Annotated in this window: 22 protein-coding genes; 13 read left to right on the top strand and 9 right to left on the bottom strand. The window is 67.1% G+C overall.

What is annotated here, in order from left to right; genetic code table 11:
* Positions 1-5 precede the first annotated feature (5 nt).
* From pnp to Q9R14_RS13035, 3 genes are all read left to right on the top strand, one after another.
* Positions 6-2,237 carry a polyribonucleotide nucleotidyltransferase gene (gene pnp, locus Q9R14_RS13025; protein WP_306002662.1) on the top strand — a complete coding sequence of 744 codons (2,232 nt, stop codon included), beginning with the start codon at positions 6-8 and terminating at the stop codon, positions 2,235-2,237.
* A gap of 148 nt (positions 2,238-2,385) precedes the next feature.
* Entirely contained in the window at positions 2,386-4,218 is a 1,833-nt protein-coding gene (locus tag Q9R14_RS13030; RefSeq protein WP_306002663.1) for a DUF885 family protein, read from the top strand.
* Between the two features lie 77 nt (positions 4,219-4,295).
* Positions 4,296-6,104, top strand: coding sequence for a DUF885 family protein (locus tag Q9R14_RS13035; protein WP_306002664.1), 1,809 nt, complete (start codon positions 4,296-4,298; stop codon positions 6,102-6,104).
* Here the strand turns inward: Q9R14_RS13035 and Q9R14_RS13040 are convergent.
* From Q9R14_RS13040 to Q9R14_RS13055, 4 genes are read right to left on the bottom strand one after another with little or no spacing between them, the layout of a single operon-like run.
* Positions 6,101-7,015 carry an NAD(P)/FAD-dependent oxidoreductase gene (locus Q9R14_RS13040; RefSeq protein ID WP_306002665.1) on the bottom strand — a complete coding sequence of 305 codons (915 nt, stop codon included), beginning with the start codon at positions 7,013-7,015 and terminating at the stop codon, positions 6,101-6,103. The genes Q9R14_RS13035 and Q9R14_RS13040 overlap by 4 nt on opposite strands.
* Positions 7,012-8,160, bottom strand: a complete 1,149-nt coding sequence (locus Q9R14_RS13045) for a DUF1176 domain-containing protein (protein WP_306002666.1) — start codon at positions 8,158-8,160, stop codon at positions 7,012-7,014. The genes Q9R14_RS13040 and Q9R14_RS13045 overlap by 4 nt, the downstream gene beginning before the upstream one ends.
* Complete coding sequence (locus Q9R14_RS13050; RefSeq protein WP_017506660.1) at positions 8,157-8,369, bottom strand: DUF2945 domain-containing protein; 213 nt, start codon at positions 8,367-8,369, stop codon at positions 8,157-8,159. The genes Q9R14_RS13045 and Q9R14_RS13050 overlap by 4 nt, the downstream gene beginning before the upstream one ends.
* On the bottom strand, positions 8,333-8,500 hold the full coding sequence (locus tag Q9R14_RS13055; protein WP_156146789.1) for a hypothetical protein: 168 nt from the start codon (positions 8,498-8,500) through the stop codon (positions 8,333-8,335). Before Q9R14_RS13055 ends, Q9R14_RS13050 begins: the two co-directional genes overlap by 37 nt.
* 177 nt (positions 8,501-8,677) lie before the next feature.
* On the opposite strand from Q9R14_RS13055, the gene Q9R14_RS13060 reads away from it, so the two are divergent.
* The 3 genes from Q9R14_RS13060 to Q9R14_RS13070 all read left to right on the top strand — a co-directional run bounded on the left by Q9R14_RS13060 (position 8,678) and on the right by Q9R14_RS13070 (position 11,257).
* A complete protein-coding gene (locus tag Q9R14_RS13060) occupies positions 8,678-9,898 on the top strand; it encodes an NADP-dependent isocitrate dehydrogenase (protein ID WP_039246750.1) in 1,221 nt (406 codons plus the stop codon).
* A gap of 172 nt (positions 9,899-10,070) precedes the next feature.
* On the top strand, positions 10,071-10,652 hold the full coding sequence (locus Q9R14_RS13065; protein ID WP_306002667.1) for a DUF2939 domain-containing protein: 582 nt from the start codon (positions 10,071-10,073) through the stop codon (positions 10,650-10,652).
* Between the two features lie 50 nt (positions 10,653-10,702).
* Positions 10,703-11,257, top strand: coding sequence for a DUF2939 domain-containing protein (locus Q9R14_RS13070; RefSeq protein WP_306002668.1), 555 nt, complete (start codon positions 10,703-10,705; stop codon positions 11,255-11,257).
* Between the two features lie 382 nt (positions 11,258-11,639).
* Here the strand turns inward: Q9R14_RS13070 and alaS are convergent, their stop codons facing one another.
* The 3 genes from alaS to Q9R14_RS13085 all read right to left on the bottom strand — a co-directional run bounded on the left by alaS (position 11,640) and on the right by Q9R14_RS13085 (position 16,046).
* A complete protein-coding gene (gene alaS / locus Q9R14_RS13075) occupies positions 11,640-14,285 on the bottom strand; it encodes an alanine--tRNA ligase (RefSeq protein ID WP_306002669.1) in 2,646 nt (881 codons plus the stop codon).
* A 269-nt stretch (positions 14,286-14,554) separates the two neighbouring features.
* Positions 14,555-15,415 carry a pirin family protein gene (locus Q9R14_RS13080; protein WP_306002670.1) on the bottom strand — a complete coding sequence of 287 codons (861 nt, stop codon included), beginning with the start codon at positions 15,413-15,415 and terminating at the stop codon, positions 14,555-14,557.
* 37 nt (positions 15,416-15,452) lie between these two features.
* Positions 15,453-16,046, bottom strand: coding sequence for a hypothetical protein (locus tag Q9R14_RS13085; RefSeq protein WP_306002671.1), 594 nt, complete (start codon positions 16,044-16,046; stop codon positions 15,453-15,455).
* Positions 16,047-16,252: 206 nt separating this feature from the next.
* Between Q9R14_RS13085 and sdhC the strand changes: the two genes are divergently transcribed.
* From sdhC to Q9R14_RS13120, 7 genes are read left to right on the top strand one after another with little or no spacing between them, the layout of a single operon-like run.
* Complete coding sequence (gene sdhC / locus Q9R14_RS13090; protein WP_306002672.1) at positions 16,253-16,717, top strand: succinate dehydrogenase, cytochrome b556 subunit; 465 nt, start codon at positions 16,253-16,255, stop codon at positions 16,715-16,717.
* Positions 16,714-17,118, top strand: a complete 405-nt coding sequence (gene sdhD / locus Q9R14_RS13095) for a succinate dehydrogenase, hydrophobic membrane anchor protein (RefSeq protein ID WP_045810999.1) — start codon at positions 16,714-16,716, stop codon at positions 17,116-17,118. Before sdhC ends, sdhD begins: the two co-directional genes overlap by 4 nt.
* Before the next feature lie 7 nt (positions 17,119-17,125).
* Positions 17,126-18,910, top strand: coding sequence for a succinate dehydrogenase flavoprotein subunit (gene sdhA, locus Q9R14_RS13100; protein ID WP_306002673.1), 1,785 nt, complete (start codon positions 17,126-17,128; stop codon positions 18,908-18,910).
* A gap of 1 nt (position 18,911) precedes the next feature.
* The gene (locus tag Q9R14_RS13105; RefSeq protein ID WP_039246734.1) at positions 18,912-19,706 is read left to right on the top strand and encodes a succinate dehydrogenase iron-sulfur subunit; all 795 of its coding nucleotides are present in this window, start codon (positions 18,912-18,914) and stop codon (positions 19,704-19,706) included.
* Positions 19,707-19,759: 53 nt separating this feature from the next.
* Positions 19,760-20,080 (top strand): 2Fe-2S iron-sulfur cluster-binding protein, encoded by a 321-nt coding sequence (locus Q9R14_RS13110; RefSeq protein ID WP_306002674.1) that lies wholly within the window; start codon positions 19,760-19,762, stop codon positions 20,078-20,080.
* A gap of 1 nt (position 20,081) precedes the next feature.
* Complete coding sequence (locus tag Q9R14_RS13115) at positions 20,082-20,894, top strand: kinase (RefSeq protein WP_306002675.1); 813 nt, start codon at positions 20,082-20,084, stop codon at positions 20,892-20,894.
* A gap of 9 nt (positions 20,895-20,903) precedes the next feature.
* Complete coding sequence (locus Q9R14_RS13120) at positions 20,904-21,266, top strand: PilZ domain-containing protein (RefSeq protein ID WP_306002676.1); 363 nt, start codon at positions 20,904-20,906, stop codon at positions 21,264-21,266.
* A gap of 9 nt (positions 21,267-21,275) precedes the next feature.
* Here Q9R14_RS13120 and Q9R14_RS13125 read toward each other — a convergent pair whose 3' ends face one another.
* Together Q9R14_RS13125 and Q9R14_RS13130 are read right to left on the bottom strand one after the other, a co-directional pair.
* Positions 21,276-22,145 carry an HAD family hydrolase gene (locus Q9R14_RS13125; RefSeq protein WP_045810993.1) on the bottom strand — a complete coding sequence of 290 codons (870 nt, stop codon included), beginning with the start codon at positions 22,143-22,145 and terminating at the stop codon, positions 21,276-21,278.
* 34 nt (positions 22,146-22,179) lie between these two features.
* Positions 22,180-22,689, bottom strand: coding sequence for an S-type pyocin family protein (locus Q9R14_RS13130; RefSeq protein ID WP_306002677.1), 510 nt, complete (start codon positions 22,687-22,689; stop codon positions 22,180-22,182).
* Positions 22,690-22,751 lie beyond the last annotated feature (62 nt).

The raw sequence follows: 22,751 nt of genomic DNA on the forward strand, positions 1-22,751 counted from the left end.
GAAATATGTTCGACATCAAACGCAAGACGATCGACTGGGCCGGCCGCCCGCTGACCCTGGAAACGGGCCGCATCGCCCGCCAGGCCGACGGCGCCGTGCTGGCGACCTACGGCGAGACCGTGGTTCTGGCCACCGTCGTCTATGGCCGCGCGCCCAAGCCCGGCCTGGATTTCTTCCCCCTGACGGTCAACTATCAGGAAAAGACCTTCGCCGCCGGCAAGATCCCGGGCGGCTACTTCAAGCGTGAAGGCCGTCCGTCCGAGAAGGAAACCCTGGTTTCCCGCCTGATCGACCGGCCGATCCGCCCGCTGTTCGTCAAGGGCTTCAAGAACGAGACCCAGGTCGTCGTGACCGTGCTGCAGCACGACATGGAAAACGATCCCGACGTTCTGGGCATGGTCGCCGCCTCGGCCGCCCTGACCATTTCGGGCGTGCCCTTCATGGGCCCCATCGGCGCCGCGCGCGTCGGCCTGATCGACGGCGAGCTGGTTCTGAACCCGGCCATCGACCAGATCCCGTCCTCCGACCTCGACCTGGTGGTCGCCGGTACGCAGGACGCCCTGATGATGGTCGAATCCGAAGCCAAGGAGCTGTCGGAAGAGAAGATGCTCGAGGCCCTGATGTTCGCGCATGCGGGCATGCAGCCGGTGATCGAAGCCATCATCGAACTGGCTGAACACGCCGCCAAGGAACCCTTCGACTTCCAGGCCGAAGATCACTCCGACGTCGTCGCCTCGATCAAGTCGCTGGTCGGCGAAGACATCAAGAGCGCCTACACCCACGCCGGCAAATACGAGCGCCGCTCGGGCGTCGACGCGGCCAAGAAGGCCGCCGCCGCCAAGCTGGTGAAGACCGACGAGAACCCCGACGGCGTCGACGGTTCCAAGTTCTCGGCCGCCTTCAAGGAGTGCGAAGCCGAAGTCCTGCGTCGCGACATCATCGAGAACGCGCACCGCGTCGACGGCCGCGCCCTCGACAAGGTCCGCGCCATCGTGTCGGAAGTCGGCGTCCTGCCGCGCACGCACGGTTCGGCCTTGTTCACGCGTGGGGAAACCCAAGCCCTGGTCGTCGCCACCCTCGGCACCGGCGAGGACGAGCAGTACATCGACAGCCTGCAGGGCACCTACAAAGAGAACTTCCTGCTGCACTACAACTTCCCCCCCTATTCGGTGGGTGAAGCGGGCCGCATGGGTTCGCCCGGCCGTCGCGAAATCGGTCACGGCAAGCTGGCCTGGCGCGCGATCCGTCCGATGCTGCCGACCAAGGAAGACTTCCCCTACACCATCCGTCTGGTGTCCGAGATCACCGAGTCGAACGGCTCGTCCTCGATGGCCACGGTCTGCGGTTCGTCGCTGGCCCTGATGGACGCCGGCGTGCCGCTGGTCCGTCCGGTCTCGGGCATCGCCATGGGCCTGATCCTGGAGCCGTCGGGCGAGTTCGCCATCCTGTCGGACATCCTGGGTGACGAAGATCACCTGGGCGACATGGACTTCAAGGTCGCCGGCACGTCGGAAGGCATCACCAGCCTTCAGATGGACATCAAGGTCGCCGGCATCACCAAGGAGATCATGCAGCAGGCCCTGACGCAGGCTTCGGCCGGTCGCCTGCACATCCTGGACGAGATGTCCAAGGCCATGGATGCGCCGCGCGCCGAACTGGGCGAACACGCGCCCAAGATCGAAACGGTCAAGATCCCCGTCGACAAGATCCGTGAAGTCATCGGTTCGGGCGGCAAGGTCATCCGCGAGATCGTCGAGAAGACCGGCGCCAAGATCGACATCGGCGACGACGGCACCATCAAGGTCGCCGCCAACGACCAAGAGAAGATCGACGCCGCCAAGGCCTGGATCCAGTCCATCGCCTCGGAACCGGAAGTCGGAACCATCTACTCCGGCAAGGTCGTGAAGGTCGTGGACTTCGGCGCCTTCGTGAACTTCTTCGGCGCCAAGGACGGCCTGGTCCACGTGTCCCAGATCGCTCTGGAACGCGTCGCCAACCCGGCCGACGTCCTGTCGGAAGGCCAGGAGGTCAAGGTCAAGTTCCTGGGCTTCGACGATCGCGGCAAGACCAAGCTGTCGATGAAGGTCGTCGATCAGGAAACCGGCGAAGATCTGACGGACAAGATCAACGCCGAGCGCGCCGAGCGTGGCGAGGCCCCGCTGTCGGAAGACACCGGCGGTCGTCCCAAGCGCGACGGTGATCGCGGCGGCGATCGCGGACGTCGTCGTCGCGACTAAGCGACCTCGCATCCAAGACTGATGAGGCCCGGCGGAGCGATCCGCCGGGCCTTATTCTTTGGTCCAGCGCACAGACTGTCCGCGATTTCACTTGCCGCTTCGGCCCATGCGGTTTCCATTGCCGCATCCAGTTTCGAGGGGCCGTTCCATGTTCGATCGTCGTCGTCTTCTTCAGTCCGCCGCCCTGGGCGCCGGTCTCGTCGCCGTGGGCGGCCCTGCCTTCGCGCGTCAGGCCGGGGTGTCTCAGGGCGACGCCGCCGCCCAGCTGAAGACCTTCATGGACGCCACGTTCGAGCAGACGCTGGACAAGAGCCCCGAGGTCGTCACGATGTTCGGCCTGGACAAGGGCGACCGCGCCGCCGCCAAGTCCAGGCTGACCGTTCCGACCAGCGCCGAGGAAGACGACCAGCGCGCCTTCACCCGCCGCCAGCGCGTGGAACTGGCCCGCATCGACCGCTCCAAACTCGATGCGCGCAACGCCAACTACTACGACAGCCTGACCCAGAATCTGGACGGGGTGATCGCCACCTACGACATCCCCTACGGCCAGGGCGGCTGGCCCAATCCGTACCGCGTCAGCCAGCAGGGCGGCGCCTATCAGTCCACGCCCGACTTCCTGGCCAACCAGCACACGATCGAGACGGCCGCCGACGCCGACGCCTATGTCGCCCGCGTCAACGCCTTCGCCGACGTTCTGCTGGCCGAGACGGACCGGCTGAAGGAAGACTATGCGCTGGGCGTCATCCCGCCCGACTTCATCCTGGCCAAGGCGATCCGCCAGCAGGACGGCGTCCTGGCGACGCCGGCGGCAACCTCGCCCCTGACCCAGTCGCTCGTGGATCGGGCCCGCGCCAAGGGCCTGACCGGCGACTGGGGCGCCCAGGTCGAACGCCTTGTGACCGAACGGGTCTATCCGGCCCTGGCCGCCCAGAACGCCGTGCTGAAGGCGGCCCAGCCGAACGCCGTGCACGAGGCCTCGGTGCGCCGCCTGCCGCAGGGCGAGCAGTATTACGCCAACAGCCTGCGCTACATCACCACGACCCGGCTGACCGCCGACGAGATCCACCGCACCGGCGTGGAACAGATGGCGGATCTGACGGCGCGCGCCGATGTGTTGCTGAAGGCGCAAGGCCTGACGCTGGGGTCGGTCGCCGAGCGGATCAAGGCCCTGGGGGACGATCCCAAATACGTGTACGCCAACACAGACGCCGGCAAGGCCGAGTTGATCGCCAAGCTGAACGCCCAGATGGCCGACATGCAGGCCCGTCTGCCCAACGCCTTCGGCCGCCTGCCCAAGGCCAAGGTCGAGATCAAGCGCGTCCCGCCCGAGATCGAGGCCGGCGCGCCGATGGGCTATTACAACTCGCCCAGCCTGGATGGGACGCGGCCCGGCATCTACTGGATCAATCTGAAGGACACAGCGGAATGGCCGTCCTGGACCCTGCCGACCTTGACCTATCACGAGGCGACGCCGGGCCACCACTTGCAGATCAGCCTGCAGCAGGAGAGCGAGTCGGCGCCGCTGCTGATGAACCTGCTGGGCTTCTCGTCCTACGTCGAGGGCTGGGGACTGTACGCCGAACAGCTGGCCGACGAACTGGGCGCCTATGAGAACGACCCGGTCGGTCAGATCGGCTACCTGCAATCGCTGATGTTCCGTGCCGCGCGCCTGGTCGTCGATACCGGCATCCATTCCAAGGGCTGGAGCCGCGAAGAGGGCATCCGCTACATGATGGAGGCCTATGGCGATCAGGAGGGCGCGGCGACGTCCGAGGTCGAACGCTATTGCGGCTGGCCGGGCCAGGCCTGCGCCTACAAGGTCGGTCACAACGAATGGGTCCGCCTGCGCGAAAAGGCCAAGACCGCGCTGGGGACCAAGTTCGACATCAAGGGCTTCCACGACACGGCGCTCGCCGCCGGCGGCGTACCCCTGTCGGTGCTGGAGCGGATCGTCGACGGCTGGGTCGCGACCCAGGCCTGAGCCCCGCGGCCGCGCCGGGCCGACGAAGAGGATCGGGACGCGTCGGCGCGACGCGTCCGCCCTTTGAGAGTTGCCGCATGATCGATCGTCGCCGACTTCTGCTGACCGCCGCCGCCACGGCTGCGGTCGCCCCCGCCGCAGCGCAGGCCAAAGCCCAGACCCAGACGACCGCTACCGATGCGCGCCTGAACAGCCTGCTGGACGGCTGGTTCGAAGCGGACATCGACGAAAATCCGGAGGGCGCGACCAACCTTGGCCTGGACCGCGGCGCGCGGGCGGGGCTTTCGGCAAAACTCAGCGAAGCCGGACCGGCCGCCATCCGCAAGGAGCGTCAGAAGGCTGTGAGCCGCTGGGCGCAGTTGGACGCCTTCGACCAGAGCGGCCTGTCGCCCGCCGGGGCGCTGAACTACGCCATCGCGGCCTTCGGGGCCGAGACGGCCGCGCAGACGGCGCGCTTCGACTACGGATCGGGACCGGGACGGCCGTCGCCCTATATCGTGACCCAGCTGTCGGGCGCCTATTTCAGCACGCCCGACTTCCTCGACAACCAGCACCGGATCGAAGACGCGGCGGGCGCCGACGCCTTCCTGTCGCGGCTCGAGGCCTTCTCCGGCGTGCTGGGGGGCGAGACGGCCAAGATCCAGGAAGACGCGGGTCTGGGCGTCATTCCGCCGGACTTCATCATCGACCGGATGCTGCCGCAGATTCGCACCCTGCGCGATACGCCCGCCGCCGATCTGGCCATGCTGAAGTCTTTGGCGCGCAAGACCGCCGGACTGAATCTGACCGGTTATGACGTCCGCGCCGCCGCTATCGTCGATCAGAAGGTCAAGCCGACCCTGGCCGCCCAGATCGAAGCGCTGGAGGCCCTGCGCCCGCGCGCCACCCACGACGCCGGGGTCTGGCGCCTGCCGGACGGCGAGGCCTTCTACGCCGCCGGGCTGAAGGCCAATACGACCACAGCTTTGACGGCCAAGGACATCCATGCTCTGGGCCGCGAGCAGGTCGCCGAGATCAGCGCCGAGATCGACGCCATCTTGAAGGCGCAGGGCTATACGCAGGGCACGGTCGGGGAACGCATCCAGGCTCTGAACAAGGAGCCGGCCCAACTGTTCGCCAACACCGATGCGGGCAAGGCCGAGCTGCTGGCCTGGCTGAACACGCTGGTCGCCGATCTTGAGCCGAAACTGCCCCAGGTGTTCGGCCGTCTGCCCAAGTCCCACGTCGAGATTCGGCGCGTGCCGGTCTCGATCCAGTCGGGCGCGCCGGGCGGCTATTATCAGGGACCGCCGCTGGATGGATCGCGGCCGGGCGCCTACTACATCAATCTGCGCGACAGCGGAAATTGGCCGCGCTTCGCCTTGCCGACCCTGACCTATCACGAGGCTTCGCCGGGGCATCACCTTCAGGTGGCGCTGCAGCGCGAGTCCGGCGAACTGCCGCAATGGCGACGGGCGGGCGGCTTCTCGGCCTATAACGAAGGCTGGGCCCTGTATGCCGAGGCGGTGGCGGCTGACGATCTGGATGTCTATGCCGACAATCCAGTGGGTCGGGTCGGCTTCCTGATGTCTTATCTGTTCCGGGCCGTGCGATTGGTTGTGGACACGGGCCTGCATTCCGAGCGCTGGAGCCGTGAACAGGCGGTCGACTATATGGCGGCCTCGGGCGCCAAGCCGTTGGATGCGTCCAACAGCGAGATCAACCGATACTGCGTCTGGCCCGGCCAGGCCTGCGCGTACAAGGTCGGCCACACCGTCATCGCGCGCCTGCGCAAAGAGGCCGAAGGCCGGCCCGGCTTCGATCTGCGGGCCTTCCACGACAAGGTGCTGGAGAACGGATCCTTGCCCCTGGCCGTCCTCGAACGCGTGGTCCGAGGACAGGCCTAGTCGGCGACCGTCAGGCCTTCGGCCTGGCGCAGGCGGTTGTGGATCTTGGTGGCGGCGACGGCGGCTTCGGCGGTTGCGACGGCGATCTGGTTGAGGCCGCGCACGACGTCGCCGGCGGCATACAGGCCCGGCACGCTGGTGGCCTGATGCAGATCGACCTCCAACCGGCCGTCGTCGGCCAGACGCGCGCCCAGCCCCCGGGCCAGTTCGGCGTTCGGCGATGTGCCCAGCGCCGAATAGACAAGGTCGAACGCGCGGCTCTGGCCGGCGTAACTCAGGGCCGTCACGCGGTCGTTCTCGATATCGATCGCGTCCAGCGGCGCCAGGATCAGTTCGACGCCCAACCGTTCCAGTTCGTCACGCCGGCTGAGCGCGTCGGGCGCGCCGATATGGATCAAGGTCACACGGTCGGAATAGGTGCGCATGAAGGCGGCCTCGCGCGCGCCCTTGTCGCTCTGGCCGATGATGGCGACAGCCTTGTCGGTCGCCTCATAGCCGTCGCAGATGGGACAGATGCGGACCAGCGCCTTTTGCACCGCCGCTTCGACACCGGGCAGATCCGGATGATGATCGACGACCCCGGTCGCCAGCAGGACGGCGCGGGCGCGGATAGCGCGGCCATCCATCTCAGCAACGAAGCCGTCGCCGTCGCCGTCGTGGGTCAGGCTCCGGACGCGACCCGGTTCGACGACCGCGCCATATTCCTCGGCCTGTTCGCGCATCCGCTTCAGGATGTCGGCGCCGGTGATGCCGGCCGGAAAGCCCGGCATATTGTGGCTGAGCGGGATCCAGCAGGCGCGGGGCGCCCCGCCATCCACCACCAGGCTCCGCCGACGAAAGCGCCCCAGATAGGTCGCCGCCGTCAGGCCGGCCGGACCCGCGCCGATGATCAGAACCTCCGGATCGGTCACCGCGTTCGCCAGGTGACAGGCCAAAGGTCGGACGGCACGCCGGCGCATTCGCCCATCACGCTTTCCTGCGTCAGGGTGAAGCCCTGTCCCGTCCAGGCCCAGGTCTGCGCCGCGCCGCAATCCCCGATGCCCCGCGCCTTGGCGAAGGCCGACAGGGTTCGGGTCTTGGGATCATAGGCGCCGTTGACGGTCGCGTTGTCCGGCATGACGGGATCGGAGCCCGACCCTTCCGATCCGGCAAGGACCGCAGGTCGCGGATCGCGGCCGCCCGGCCCCGTCAGATACCAGTTGTGCGTCAGGTTATAAGCGCCGGCGCCGCAGGGCACGGCCCACAACTCGGTGCGGGCGTCCAGACGAGCGGACATGACCATGTCGCTGATGTCGGGCGTGGCGGATTCCTTGAGGCAGTCGCCGACCTCGGTGCGAGCGCGCAGCGCGGCGGGCAGGCGCTGGTTCTGATCGCCGAACCCGGCCTGATCGACGGCCGGAGCGGGCGTCACCGTCGGCAGCGACGGCGCGATCGGCACAAGGGCGGCAGGGCGATCGCCGCGTCGGATCAGGGCGGTGGGCGTATCCAGACGTCCCTGCTTCTCGTCGATCCACAACAGGGCGGCGGCGGCGCCGTGCAGCGACACCTCCTGGGTCGAGGCTCCGCGAATGATCATGACCTTGCCCTGCGCCAGGGCGTCGAGGGCGGTGCGGGCGCCGTCGCGGATTTCACCGACGGGCGCCTCGGCGTCGCTCGTTGCGCCCAACACGGCCGGATAGGCGCGGCCGTCGATGGTCAGGCTGAGGGGGCCGGCGCCCTTGGCCTCGCCGTCGGGCCAATAGCCGAAGAGGATCTGCGGCTGGGCGTCAGGGCCCGGCGCCAAGGTGATACGGACCCAGCCGGCGGCGAACTCTGGCGCAAAGCCGAAGGCCCAGCAGGTCCCGTCGTTGCCGCAGGTGGCGCTCCAGTCCCGGAAGGTCTTGGTTTCAGGGCGGATCTGCAGCACCGGCGCGGTGGCGGCCGGTGCAGACGGGCTGGCGGCCTGGGTCGCGGCAGGCGTCTTGGCCGCATCCTTGTCCCCACATCCAGCGATGGACAGCGCAGACAGGACAAGGGCCGAAAGGGCGACGCCGCGCGACAGGCCGTTCAGGGTCATGCCTTCTTCAACTCCGACGGCTTGTGCGCCGCGCGTGCGCCGGTCTTGGCGCTCTCGACGATATACTCCGGATTATCCTTGGAGGCCGCAACCTTGTGGCCCTTGATCTTGGTCTCGGAGGTGACCTTCTTGACCACCTTGCCGGTCGTTGTGCCCTGGCTGTGGTCCCACTTCACCTTGTCGCCGGCCTTGAACGTCTTTTCTGACATGACTGAGCTTCCTGCTGTGTCGCTTCCTGTTCAGCGATCAGCCTGCGCATCAGTTCCGCATCGATCACGGGCGGCGCCTCGCAGAAGGTGACGATCCAGCGATCCACCAGCTGGCGCTCTTCTTCCGTCATCCTGCCGTCCGTCTCTGTTGCTGGGCCCAAGAGAAGTCCGGGGGCGGCAAAGGGTTCAGGACCGATCTGCGTTATTCCGGGCGGCGACGACGGGCGGCGGGGTTTGCGCGGGCGCGCGGCCTCGCTATACCGCCGCCACGACATTCCCTTCCCCACAGTCAAAGGCGGACCGCACGCATGGCCAAGATCAAGGTCGAAAACCCCATCGTCGACATCGACGGCGACGAAATGACCCGCATCATCTGGCAGATGATCAAGGACAAGCTGGTCTTCCCGTTCCTGGATCTCGAGCTGGACTACTACGACCTGGGCATGGAGCACCGCGACGCCACCGACGACCAGGTGACGATCGACGCGGCCCACGCGATCCAGAAGCACGGCGTCGGCGTCAAGTGCGCCACCATCACCCCGGACGAAGCCCGCGTGCAGGAGTTCGGCCTGAAGAAGATGTGGAAGTCGCCGAACGGCACCATCCGCAACATCCTGGGCGGCGTGGTCTTCCGCGAGCCGATCATCTGCTCGAACGTGCCGCGCCTGGTTCCGGGCTGGACCCAGCCGATCGTCGTCGGCCGTCACGCCTTCGGCGACCAGTACAAGGCCACCGACTTCCTGATGCCCGGTCCCGGCACCCTGACGATCAAGTTCGTCGGCGAGGACGGCGAAGTGATCGAGCACGAGGTCTACAAGGCCCCGGGCGCCGGCGTGGCCATGGCCATGTACAACCAGGACGCCTCGATCCGCGAGTTCGCCCACGCCAGCTTCGCCTATGGCCTGCAGCGCAACTACCCGGTCTATCTGTCGACCAAGAACACGATCCTGAAAGCCTATGACGGTCGCTTCAAGGACCTGTTCCAGGAGGTGTTCGACGAACACTACGCCGCCGAGTTCAAGGCGCGCGGCCTGACCTACGAGCACCGCCTGATCGACGACATGGTCGCCGCTGCGATGAAGTGGTCCGGCGGCTTCGTCTGGGCGTGCAAGAACTACGACGGCGACGTGCAGTCCGACGTCGTGGCCCAGGGCTTCGGCTCGCTGGGCCTGATGACCTCGGTGCTGATGACGCCGGACGGCAAGGTGCTGGAGACGGAAGCCGCCCACGGCACCGTGACCCGCCACTATCGCCAGCACCAGAAGGGCGAGGCCACCTCGACCAACTCGATCGCCTCGATCTTCGCCTGGACGCGCGGCTTCAAGCACCGCGCCAAGCTGGACGGCAACGCCGCCCTGGACCAGTTCGCCGACACCCTGGAGAAGGTGGTCGTGGACACCGTCGAGGCCGGCTTCATGACCAAGGACCTGGCGCTGCTGGTCGGCGATCAGCAGGGCTGGCTGACCACCGAGGGCTTCCTCGACAAGGTCGCCGAGAACCTGAAGACCGCCCTGCCGGACGTTGGCTAAGCCCCGCAGCCGCCCCGCCGCACCGGCCTTGCCGACAGGACGCCCAAACGTCCTCAAGCAGCCCGAAGGGCGGTAGGACAAGAACAATGAGCCCCGTCGGATCGCTCCGGCGGGGCTTTTCGTTGTGCGAAGGGCCGGGGCGTGCATGATCGGCGGTAATGAGGATGCGTTCGTGAAGCGGCTGTTCGGAAACCTGGTGCTGGCGGCGGTGGTCGTGGCGGTGCTGTCCTTCTTCGCGGCGCCCGCGGTGGCCTTCTTCGCCATTCGGTCGGCGGCCGAGGCCAACGACGTGGCGGGGCTGGCGCGGCTGATCGACTTCAACGCGGTGCGCCAGTCGTTGCGGCCGCAGCTGGCGGGGCGGCCCGAGGCGATGGCGCCCGCGCCGTCTTTCCTGGAAGACCCCATCGGCGCCTTCCGGCGTCAGATCGAGCAGAACCCGATCCTGCGCCAGCCGGACGTGGACGCCTATCTGACGCCCGCCGCCCTCAACGCCCTGCTGAAGGGCGAGGGCCGATACGCCAGCCAGCGCACGTCGGCGGGCGTGGCGCCGACCTCGGAGCGCAGCCGCAAGCCCTGGCCCAGCCCCGCCTACTGGAGCGTCAACAGGGCGCGCATGGCGGTGACGGATCAGGGCGGATCGCGCACCCTGTTCACCTTCGAGCGGCGCGGGCCGTTCGAGTGGAAGCTGGTTCACATCGGCCTGCCCGACGGGACGGCCCCGGCGGCGGCGGCCGTCACCGTCACCCCGCGATAAACCTGGCAACCGGCGCCGCCCAGCCTGCGTTGGCTTTCTAAGGAGACGACATGAGCCGCAAGATCATCACCGGAACCTTGATCGCCGTCGTCGTCGGCGTGGTCGTCGCCCTGTTCGTCTCGCCCTTCATCGCCGCCCAGGCGCTGGTGCGGGCGGCGCGCACGGGAGATGCGGCCGGGCTGGAGCGGCAGGTGGACTTCCCGGCGTTCCGCACCAGCCTGAAGAGCGAGCTGAACGCGCGCGCCACTCTGGAAATCCGCAACCGGACCAAAGGCGACACGGGTCTGGCGGCGCTAGGCATGCTGCTGGCCCCGTCGCTGGTCGAAGGCGCGGTCGACAACTTCGTCACGCCGCAAGGTATCGCCGCCATGGTCCGCTCCGGAGAGACGCCCGAACCGGAACGGCCCGTGCCCGCCAGCGACACGCCGGCCGTGGACAAGGACAAGATCCGCCAGTCCTGGGCCTATCGCGGGCTCAACACCTTCGCCGTCACCCTGACGCGCGACGACCGGCCGGACGATGCGCTGGTGCTGATCATGGAACGCCGGACGCCCTTCACCTGGAAGCTGGCCGGGGTCGATCTGACGCCCGACCCGATGGGTTGAGACGGTCTGGGGACAAAAACACCGTCTTAAGTGTCTAATTCGTCTGATTGGACGGCGGGGCGTCGATCAGAAAGTGAGTGCAATTGGTGCACTTTGTCTTGGGTGCGCGGCCTCCTCTGTGGTGAGCGCAGAGTATAGGCCGTCCCTACGGCATGCTCAGGAAGCGGACGCTGCGGCAGGTTAAGCGGCTAAGTTGCAAGGCTGTCAGGTTCGAAATTGCGATGGCTTGGCCCTTTCCCATTGGAGATGGCTTGAGCGCACGAGCGCGCAGCGATCGTACTTGCGCGAAAGGGTGAGGGTCGGCTGGTGCGACATGGCCCGCCGACCGACCCTCATCCTGCCCTGCGGGCCACCTTCTCCCAACGGGAGAAGGGCATCGTATTTACGCCAGCGCCGCGCGAACCGCCGCCAGGCCGTCTTCGGCCTTTGACGCGTCGGGCGCGCCGCCTTGGGCGAAGTCGGGTTTGCCGCCAGCGCCCTGGCCGCCCATGGCGATGACGGCGGCGCGAGCCAGGTCGGCGGCGTTGACGCGGTCGGTCAGGTCCGAGGTCACGGCGACGGTGACGGCCGCCTTGCCCTCGGTGACGCCGATCAGGGCGACGACGCCGGTTCCGACCTGTTTCCTGAAGTCCTCGGCGACGCCGCGCAGACCCTTGCCGTCCACACCGTCCAGCACGCGGGCCATCAGCTTGACGCCATTGATCTCCTCAGGCGCGGACGAGGCGCCCGAGCCGCCGCCTAGAGCCAGCTGCTTCTTCAGCTCAGCGACCTGTTTCTCCAGTGACTTGACCGAGGCGGTCAGGCTGTCGACCCGGGCCGGGACGTCGGCGGTCTGGACCTTGAAGCTCTGGGCCAGCGAACGGGCGACGCCGGCCTGGGCCAGCAAATACTGACGCGCGGCCTCGCCGGTCAGGGCCTCGATGCGGCGCACGCCGGCGGCGACGCCGGTTTCCTGAACGATCTTGAACAGGGCGATGTCGCCGGTACGGGCGACGTGGGTGCCGCCGCACAGTTCGACCGAATAGGGGGCGTTGTCGCTGACGAGCGAGCGGCCCAGCGTCAGGACGCGGACCTCGTCGCCGTATTTCTCGCCGAACAGGGCGATGGCGCCGGCCTCGATGGCGTCGGCGGGGGCCATCAGCTTGGTCTCGGCCGGGACGTTCTGGCGGATGACGGCGTTGACCTCGGTCTCGATGGCCGACAGTTCGGCCTCGGTGAGCGGGGCGCCGTGGCTGAAGTCGAAGCGGGCGCGCTCCGCGTCGACCAGTTGACCCTTCTGGGCGACTGCCGGGCCGAGCACATTCTTCAGGGCCGTATGCAGCAGGTGGGCGGCGGAGTGGTTGGCGCGGCTGGTGCGGCGCTTTTCGGCGTCCACCAGCTGGACCGCGCGGGTTCCGATCTCCAGCTTGCCGGCCGTGACCTGGGCCACCAGGACGTGCAGGTCGCCGGCGTGTTTGCGCACGTCGATGACCTCGGCCTCTCCGCCCGGCCATTCCAGGGTTCCGTGATCGCCGGCCTGGCCGCCGCTTTCGGCATAGAAGGGGGTGGTGTCGAACAAGACTTCGACGATATCGCCGGCCTCGGCCGTCTCGACCGGGGCGCCGGCGTTCATCAGGGCCAGGACCTCGCCCGAGCCTTCGATATTGTCATAGCCGGTGAAGACGGTCGGCCCCATCCGGTCGCGGATCGCCAGCCATTCGTTGGTGTTGGCGGTCTGGCCCGAGCCCTTCCAGTTTTCGCGCGAACGCTGGCGCTGTTCGGCCATGGCGGCCTCGAAGCCGTCGACATTGACCGAGAAGCCGCGACGACGCGCCTCGTCCTGGGTCAGGTCCAGCGGGAAGCCGTAGGTGTCGGACAGGGTGAAGGCCGTCTGGCCGTCCAGCATGTCGCCGGGACGGAAGCCCTGAACCGCCGTGTCGAACAGGGCCATGCCGCGGCCGAGCGTGGTGCGGAAGCGGACCTCTTCCTGCTTCAGCGTGTCCTCGATGAAGGGCTGGGCGCGGGCCAGTTCGGGATAGGCGTCGCCCATCTGGGCCACCAGAGTCGGGACCAGACGGTGCATCAGGGGATCGGCGGCGCCCAGCAGGTGGGCGTGGCGCATGGCGCGGCGCATGATGCGGCGCAGCACATAGCCCCGGCCCTCGTTCGACGGGGTGACGCCGTCCGCGATCAGGAAGGACGACGAGCGCAGGTGATCGGCGATGACCCGGTGGCTGGCGGCCTGGTCGCCGTCCGCCTTGGTCGAGGTGGCGTCTTCGGAGGCGGCGATCAGGGTCCTGAACAGATCGGTTTCGAAGACCGAATGCACGCCCTGGAGCACGGTGGTCATCCGTTCCAGACCCATGCCGGTGTCCACGCTGGGCTTGGGAAGGTTGCGAACGATCTGATCGTTCTCCTTCTCATACTGCATGAAGACGTTGTTCCAGATTTCGACGTAGCGGTCGCCGTCCTCATCCGGCGAACCGGGAGGGCCGCCGGCGATCTTGTCGCCGTGATCCCAGAAGATTTCGGTGCAGGGACCGCAGGGGCCCGAGTCGCCCATGGCCCAGAAGTTGTCCGAGCCGGCGATGCGGATGATCTTGTCGTCGGAGAAGCCGGTGACCTTTTTCCAGATCGCGGCGGCCTCGTCGTCATCGATATAGACGGTGACCAAGAGGCGTTTGGGGTCCAGGTCGAAGTCCTGGGTGACCAGGTTCCACGCCTTCTCGATGGCGTGTTCCTTGAAATAGTCGCCGAAGGAGAAGTTGCCCAGCATCTCGAAGAAGGTCAGGTGGCGGGCGGTATAGCCGACGTTGTCCAGATCGTTGTGCTTGCCCCCGGCGCGCACGCATTTCTGCGAGCTGGTCGCGCGCGGATAGGGCGGCTTGGCGGCGCCGGTGAAATAGTCCTTGAACGGCACCATGCCCGCGTTGACGAAGAGCAGGCTCGGGTCGTTCTGCGGCACCAGCGGGGCCGAATGGACCTTGGCGTGGCCGTCCGCCGCGAAATAGTCGAGGTAGGTGGCGCGGATCTCGTTCAGGCTGGGCATTCGGCGTGTCTTCGGCTGGGGCGGTCGCTAGGAACCGGCGTCATATAGGGTTTTGGCGGGGAGCGCATCATCTGGGCGGGGCGGAGGTTTGGGCACCACAAGATCCTCCCCCGAGAAGCGCAGCGAAAAGGGGGAGGGGGACCGCGCGCAGCGTGGTGGAGGGGGCGAAAATCGCACGGTGCTTGAATGAGACTTTCACCACAGATGATGCGGTCGCCCCCTCCACCGCTTCGCGGTCCCCCTCCCCCGCTGGGCGGGGGAGGATTACTTCACACCTTCGGCGGCGGGCCGAACTTGCCGGACTGGTAGTCTTGGATCGCCTGGATGATCTCGTCGCGGGTGTTCATGACGAAGGGGCCGTGGCTGAAGACCGGCTCGCCGATGGGCTCGGCGTGGCCCAGCAGGACGACGGCGTCGGTGGTCGCCGTGATCTGGACCGCATCGCCGTCGGACAGGGCGGCGAGGTTCCATTGCGGCACGGGGGCGCCCGCCACGGCGATCTCGCCCTTGACGCCATAGAGGAAGACGTTGCGGCCGGGGGCGACGGGCGTGTCGAACGTCGCGCCGGCGGGCAGGCGCACGACGGCCAGATGGATGTCGATCAGCGACAGGATCGGCGCCTTCACGCCCAACCAGTCGCCGGAGACCGGCTCGACCGTGACGCCGGCCTCGGTCGTAAAGGTCGGGATGTCGGATTTCTGCAGGCCCACATAATCCGGCTTGGTCATCTTCAGCCGCGACGGCAGGTTGACCCACAGCTGCAGGATCTCCATCGGCCCGCCGTCACGCTTGAAGGCGGCCGGGGACAGTTCGGCGTGGATCAGGCCCGAGCCGGCGGTCATCCACTGGATACCGCCCGCCTTGATGATGCTCTCGCCGCCGCCGGAATCGTTGTGGGCCAGCTCGCCGTCCAGAATGAAGGTGACGGTCTCGAAGCCCCGGTGCGGGTGCGGGCCGAACGGCAGACCGGCGTTGCCCGGCGCATAGGTCTGAGGCCCGTGGTGGTTCAGGAACAGGAAGGGATCGATCTGGTCCACGCCGGGGCCGGGCACCGGACGGCGGGTGGTCAGGTCGCCGATGTCGTCGCGATGGGCGGGGTGCAGGCGAAGGACGGTACGGGGTTGGGTCATTCGCTACATATAGGGTGGCGGATTTACGGTGGCGAGATCAGCCTGAACGGGAAGCCGTGACGGGACGGGCGCGTCCGTCGTGGATCCACTCTCCAGCCCAGCCATTCAACGCCGGATGCAGATGCAGTTCGCCCTCCGACAGGGGAATGACGACGACCTCACCCTGGGTCGAGACCGGGCCGGCGAAGCCCATTCGGTCGATCCCGGCCGGCGCGTCCAGACTTCGCCAGGCGCCCTCGACCCGACGGCCCTCGCCCCGGTCGGTCAGGGACAGCGACAGCAAGGGCTTTCCGTCCGGCTGGGCGATGCGCCAGCGGCCGTCCAGCGGACCCATTGCGGCTTCGGCGTCGATCGCGGCCTGGGCGACGCCCTGATCATAGGTCGTCTGGCTGTCGGAGGGGCTGAACTCATAGTCGCCAGCGTAGTCATCGACCGCGACGGGGGCCGTCAGAGGGCGGCGATGCAGGTCGATCTCGCCGTCCCCCTCGGCCGTTTCGCGCCCGAAACGGGACGGCGGCTGATAGGGGCGGACGGCCGGCGCGCGATAGGTTTCAGGCGTCGCGTCCAGAAGCCCTGTCGTCTGGATGGCGGGCTCCAGGGCGACGGCGGACATCAGGGCGAGCAGCAACATGAACCCACCCTGCCAAATCGTCCGGCGCGTCGCCTAGCCGTCGAACGGCCGCAGAACGCAAACGTGATCCGTCGTGATGGAACCGACGTAATCCGCACAATCCGTCGATCTGGGGGTCTGTGCGTTGACACCGGCCCCACAGGGTCACAAAAGCCTTCGCAACCGCACACGGCGATTGAATTCATTCGCTTTTGAGAACCATTCGCATGAACCAGCCCAACCCGACGCCGGGTGGCGCCTCAAGCGACCGGACGGGTCGCTTCGTCACTCAACCGAACGGACATATCGCGCCGCTGTCGCCTCACATGGGCGTCTGGCGCTGGCACGTCACCATGACGGCCTCGATCCTGTTCCGCGCGACGATCATCGCCGCCACAGTGGGCGTGCTGTTCGTCCTGGCCTGGCTGGGCGCGCTGGCGTTCGGGCCAGAGGCGTTCCAGAGCGCGCTCGATCTGGCCGCGTCGCCGCTGGGCCTGCTGGTCTTCTTCGGTCTGACGGTCGTGCTGTTCTCCTTCATCCTGAACGGCGCGCGCCACACCTATAACGACACCGGCAACGGGCTGACGGTGAAGTCGGCGACCGCCCTGTCGAACATCGCGGTGTGGGGGCCGATCCCGCTGGCCGTGCTGTTCTGGGTCGTGCTGTTCGCCACGGGGAGGGTTTCGCTGTGAGCGGCGCCGCAAAGTTCAAGAACAACGTCAAGGTTTCCGAGCGTCACGGCGCCGGCGAATGGCTGATCGAGCGCATCCTGCTGGTGGCCCTGCTGCCGCTGGGCCTGTGGGTCGCCTCGACCGGCTTCACCCTGGCGGGCGCCGGCTATGACGCAGCGATGGCCTGGTTCGCCAATCCGCTGAACGCCGCCCTGATGGCGATCACCGCAGTGATCTTCTTCGGCTACGTCAGCCTGGCCTGGAAAGTCGTTCTGGAAGACTACGTGCCCAACGTCGGAACGCGCGGCCTTCTGGTCCTGCTGCTGAACGTCGTCTTCCTGGTGCTGGCCGCCGCCAGCGTCTTCTTCATCGTGCGGCTGGCGCTGGGTTCGGCGCCGCTGCCCGCTGGTTTCGGAGCCTGATGAACTGATGGCCGCTTACGAACTGATCGATCACGAATACGACGTCGTCGTCGTCGGCGCCGGGGGCTCGGGCCTTCGCGCTGCGCTCGGCGCCGCCCAGCAGGGGTTGAAGGTCGCCTGCGTGACCAAGGTCTTCCCCACCCGCTCGCACACCGTCGCGGCCCAGGGCGGCATCTCCGCCTCGCTCGGCAACATGGGCGAGGACAGCTGGCAGTGGCATATGTACGACACCGTCAAGGGGTCGGACTGGCTGGGCGATCAGGACTCGATCGAGTATCTGGTCCGTAACGCGCCCAAGGCCGTCTATGAGCTGGAGCACTGGGGCGTGCCCTTCAGTCGCACCGAAGAAGGCAAGATCTATCAGCGCGCCTTCGGCGGCATGACCCGCAACTTCGGCGAAGGCCCGGTGCAGCGCACCTGCGCCGCCGCCGACCGCACCGGCCACGCCATCCTGCACACCCTGTACGGCCAGTCGGTGCGCCGCGAGGTGAAGTTCTTCGTCGAATATTTCGCGCTGGACCTGATCATGCAGGACGGCGCCTGCACGGGCGTGACGGCCCTGCAACTGGATAACGGTCAGCTCCACCAGTTCCGCGCCAAGATGGTGGTTCTGGCGACCGGCGGATACGGCCGCGCCTATTTCAGCGCCACCTCGGCCCACACCTGCACCGGCGACGGCAATGCGATGGTGCTGCGCGCCGGCCTGCCGTTGCAGGACATGGAGTTCGTGCAGTTCCACCCGACCGGCATCTATGGCGCCGGCTGCCTGATCACCGAGGGCGCACGCGGCGAGGGCGGCTATCTGACCAACTCCGAAGGCGAGCGCTTCATGGAGCGCTATGCGCCGACCGTGAAGGACCTGGCGCCGCGCGACATGGTCTCGCGCTCCATGACCATCGAAATCCGCGAGGGGCGTGGCGTGGGTCCGAACAAGGACCACATCTTCCTGCACCTGGATCACCTGGATCCGAAGATCCTGCACCAGCGCCTGCCGGGCATCTCGGAGTCGGCCAAGATTTTCGCCGGCGTGGATGTGACCAAGGAGCCGATCCCGGTCCTGCCGACCGTGCACTACAACATGGGCGGCATCCCCACGAACTATCACGGCGAAGTCCTGACGCTGCGCGACGGCAACCCCGACGGCGTGGTGCCGGGCCTGATGGCCGTGGGCGAGGCGGCGTGCGTTTCGGTGCACGGCGCCAACCGACTGGGCTCCAACTCCCTGACCGACCTGGTGGTGTTCGGCCGCGCCGTCGGCCTGCGCTGCGGTGAAGTCGTCGACAAGGCCTCGGCCGTGCCGTCGGCCTCCAAGAGCCAAACGGACCAGCACCTGGCCCGCCTGGACCGCTTCCGCTACGCCGACGGCTCGACCCCGACCGCCGAACTGCGTCTGTCGATGCAGCGCGCGATGCAGGCCGATGCCGCGGTGTTCCGCACCGGCGAAACCCTGCAGCAGGGCACCGACAAGCTGCGCGCCATCGAGGCGGCCGGCGCCGACATCAAGACCACCGATCGCGGCTTGATCTGGAATACGGACCTGGTCGAGACGCTGGAGTACGACAACCTGATCGCCCAGGCGATGGTGACGATCGAGGGCGGCCTGAACCGCACGGAATCGCGCGGCGCCCACGCCCGTGAAGACTATCCCGATCGCGACGACGTCAACTGGATGAAGCACACCCTGGCGTGGAAGCGTCCGGGCGAGCAGGTCCAGATCGATTATCGTCCGGTCCACAACTACACCATGTCCGACGACATCGCGTATATCGAACCGAAGGCGCGGGTTTACTAAGATGGTCCAGCTTACTCTCCCCAGAGGCTCCAAGCCGACGACCGGCAAGGTCCACAAGGCCGCACCGGGCTCCAAGGACGTGAAGACCTACAAGGTCTATCGCTACGATCCTGAAACCGACGCCGATCCGCGCTGGGACACCTATGAGGTGCCGACCGGCGACCACGGCCCGATGCTGCTGGACGCCCTGATCCACATCAAGAACACCATCGATCCGACCCTGTCGTTCCGGCGCTCGTGCCGCGAGGGCATCTGCGGTTCGTGCTCGATGAACATCGACGGGCGCAACGCCCTGGCCTGCACCAAGGGCTGGGACGAATGCGCGTCCGACAACATCACCATCTCCCCCCTGCCCCACCAGCCGGTGGTCAAGGACCTGGTGACGGACCTGAGCCTGTTCTACGCCCAGTACGACTCGATCCAGCCGTATCTGCAATCGGATGAGCCGGACCCCGAGAAGGAACGTCTGCAGACCCCGGCCGAGCGCGAGAAGCTGGACGGCCTGTACGAGTGCATCCTGTGCGCCTGCTGCTCGACCTCGTGCCCCAGCTACTGGTGGAACCAGGAAGAGTATCTCGGCCCGGCGGCGCTGCTGCAATCCTATCGCTGGATTTCCGACAGCCGCGACGACGCCACGCAGAAGCGTCTGGACGACCTGGAAGACCCGTTCAAACTGTATCGCTGCCACACGATCATGAACTGCGCCCAGGTCTGCCCCAAGGGTCTGAACCCCGCCAAGGCCATCGCCGAGACCAAGAAGCTGATGGTCGCGCCGAGCCGCAAGAAGGCGGCCTGAGTATCCGGCGCCGGGGGCCTTGCCTCCGGCGCCGCCTCGTTTAAGAGCGGCGCATGGCCAGCATCACCTATATCGAGCATGACGGAACCGAGCACGTCGTCGACGTGAAGCCGGGGCTGAGCGTCATGGAAGGCGCGATCCGCAATAATGTGTCGGGTATTGACGCGGACTGCGGCGGGGCCTGCGCCTGCGCGACCTGCCATGTCTATGTCGACGAGGCTTGGCGAGAGGCGACGGGCAAGCCGTCGGCCATGGAAGAATCGATGCTGGACTTCGCCGAAGAGGTTGAGCCGAACAGCCGCCTGTCGTGCCAGATCCGGGTGTCGGACGCGCTGGACGGCCTGATCGTGCGGTTGCCGGAAAACCAGCACTGAAATGATCGACGCGCGGCTGATCGACAGGATCGGCCGATGGATCGAACAGCGCACCGAGGCGATGGGTCGGGAAAGTCCACCGATCCTGGGGATCGCGGGGTCGCAAGGTTCGGGAAAATCCACACTGGCCAAGGCCGTCGCCGAACAGTTCGGCGGGGCGAGCCTGTCGCTGGACGATGTCTATCTGATGAAGGCGGAGCGGGCGGCGATGGCGGCGCGGGTGCATCCGATGTTCGCCACGCGCGGGCCGCCGGGGACGCACGATCTGGGGCTTCTGAACCGTCTGCTGGATCGATTGCAGACGGCGGGGCCGGACGATCTGACGCCGCTGCCGCGTTTCGACAAGCTGGCCGATGACCGGTCGCCCGAGGCGGACTGGCCGGTGGTGGAGGGTCGGCCGCGGGTCATCGTGCTGGAGGGATGGTGTTTGGGCGCGACGCCGCAGGTCGAGGGGGACCTGGTTGCGCCGATCAACGCCCTGGAGGCCCGGCAGGATGTCGGAGGCGAGTGGCGCAGGGCGATCAATGCGGCGCTGGGTCAGCCCTATGGCCGCCTGCGCGCGCGTCTGGACGCCCTGATCTTTCTGAAGGCGCCGGGGTTCGATGTCGTGCTGGACTGGCGCTGCGAGCAGGAGGCGGGATTGATGGGGCAGGACGCCGTATCGCCCGAGCGACGCGCGGCCCTGGCGGTCTTCATTCAGCATTACGAACGCCTGAGCCGGCATATGATGACCGGCGGCGTGGAGGCGGACCTGATCGTCGCCCTGGACCGGGACCGCCGGGTTCGCAGCCTCGAAGGCAGGCTTGGCGCCTGAGCCGTATCCGTGCGTTATCGGGCCATGAGCCTGTTTGGATCCAAGCCCGTCGTCGAGCCCGACCGCCGCATGGGCGCGCGCCGACCCGCCAATGCGCGCGGCGTCATCTGTGCGCCCGGCCTGGAGACGGCGTGTCTGATCGTCGATCTGTCGGACGCGGGGATGAAGCTGCGGCTGGACCGGGGCGGGACCCTGCCGCGCGAGGTGGTGGTGGTCGATGTGGCCGCAGGCGTCGCCTATCCCGCCACCGTGGTGTGGCAGCGCGGGCAGGAGGCCGGGCTGAAGCAGACCGGGGGGAAATCGCTGAGAGGCCTGGCGCCGGCGAGGCTGATCCCCGCGCGCGACGCCTGGCTGAGGGCCGGCGGGCGCTGATCGACCGGCCTAGTCCGCCGTGTCGGCGGGCATGGATCCGGCGTTGATGGCGATGCGGCCCACCAGCCCCTTAACGATCAGGTCCAAGGCCGAGCCCTCGCGATAGTCGGCGGCGGCGACGAAGTTCACCCGGTCCTCCGAAATCAGGGAATAGACCTTCTTCTGATCCCGCTCGTTCGAGCGCGGGTCATAGACGGCGATCGAGAAGCCGCCCTTGGTGTGCATCATCTTCATGGTCGGCACGTCGGTGTCGCCGTCGCCGATGAAGATCATCCGGTCGAAGGGCACGGCGCGCTCGTCATCAGGGATGAAGTGGTTGATGCGTTCATGCTCCCAATGGTTCTTCACGCCCTTGTTGATGCGGAACAGATACTGGGTCTTGGTCGTGTAGTTGACGCCGACCGCCGGCCACGCGGCCTCGCCCTTGTCGTCATAGACGTAGTGGGAGGCGAAGACGTGGGTCAGGGCGGGGCGGATCGGCGTGCCGTCGATCATCTCCTCCAGCCCGGCGGAGATGATGTAATGCTCGATCTCCAGCCCGTATTTGGCCCCGAAGGCGTTCATCCGGTCGAACCAGCTGAGGTCCTTCAGCCCTTCGAACAGGGCGACGGCCTCGCCGTGCTGACGCAGGGTCTCGCGCGTCACCGGGGCGCCGTTCTGACGCGCGTGGTGCAGCATCAGTTGCATGTACATCAGGATGCCGTCGCCGTCGGCGTCCTTGGTCAGGCGCTCGGCCTCTTCCCAGAAGGCGCCGATGCCCATGCCGACGGAGGGAATGAAGGACACCTCCTGCATATTGCCGCGCGCCAGGGTGCCGTCGAAATCATAGATCAGGGCGGTCTTCAGCAGCGGGGTCTTGGGTTCGGCCGTATCGGGCATGGGGCGAGATCCTTGGTGGAACCCGCCCTCTATATCAGCCCGCCGCGCCCGTCGATTGGCGCCGCTGGCCGAAGGTGGGCGCCGCCGCCTTCTGCTCAGCCCAGTAGTCGGCGCCCGTCGTCGGCTTGAACATGGTGCGCGGCGAGCCGTTGCGGGCCACCACGGCGAAGGTGTTGGTCGAGGCCTGGTAGATCAGGGTATCGCCATTGGGCCGTTTGACAGTTTCGGCGTCGGCGGGCGGACTGGCGGTGAAGGCCTTCACCTTGGCGATATAGTCCTGGGGCGTTCGGGCGTCGAAGTCCGCGCCATTGCGCGCGAAGAGACGGGCCGTCTTGGCGTCGATGGTCTCGGTGCGGGTCACCGTCAGGCCCGGCTTGATCTCTTGCGTCGTGGTCGTTTCGATCGTTTCGGACACAAGACCAGCCTTTGGCGCCGCCTCGGTCGTCCGATCCCGCGTCTCGACCGCCGAGCTGTTGTCGCAGCCGGCAAGCGCCACCAGACCGCACAGAACCAGCGCGGCCCCTCCCCTCGTCAGCGTTCTCATTCTTCCCTCCAGATACCCGCTGGGCGCGACGAAAGCACAACTTTATTGTTCGTGCAATGTTC

It is taken from the genome of Brevundimonas sp. C43 (assembly GCF_030732185.1).
GTDB classification, from domain to species: Bacteria; Pseudomonadota; Alphaproteobacteria; order Caulobacterales; family Caulobacteraceae; genus Brevundimonas; species Brevundimonas diminuta_C.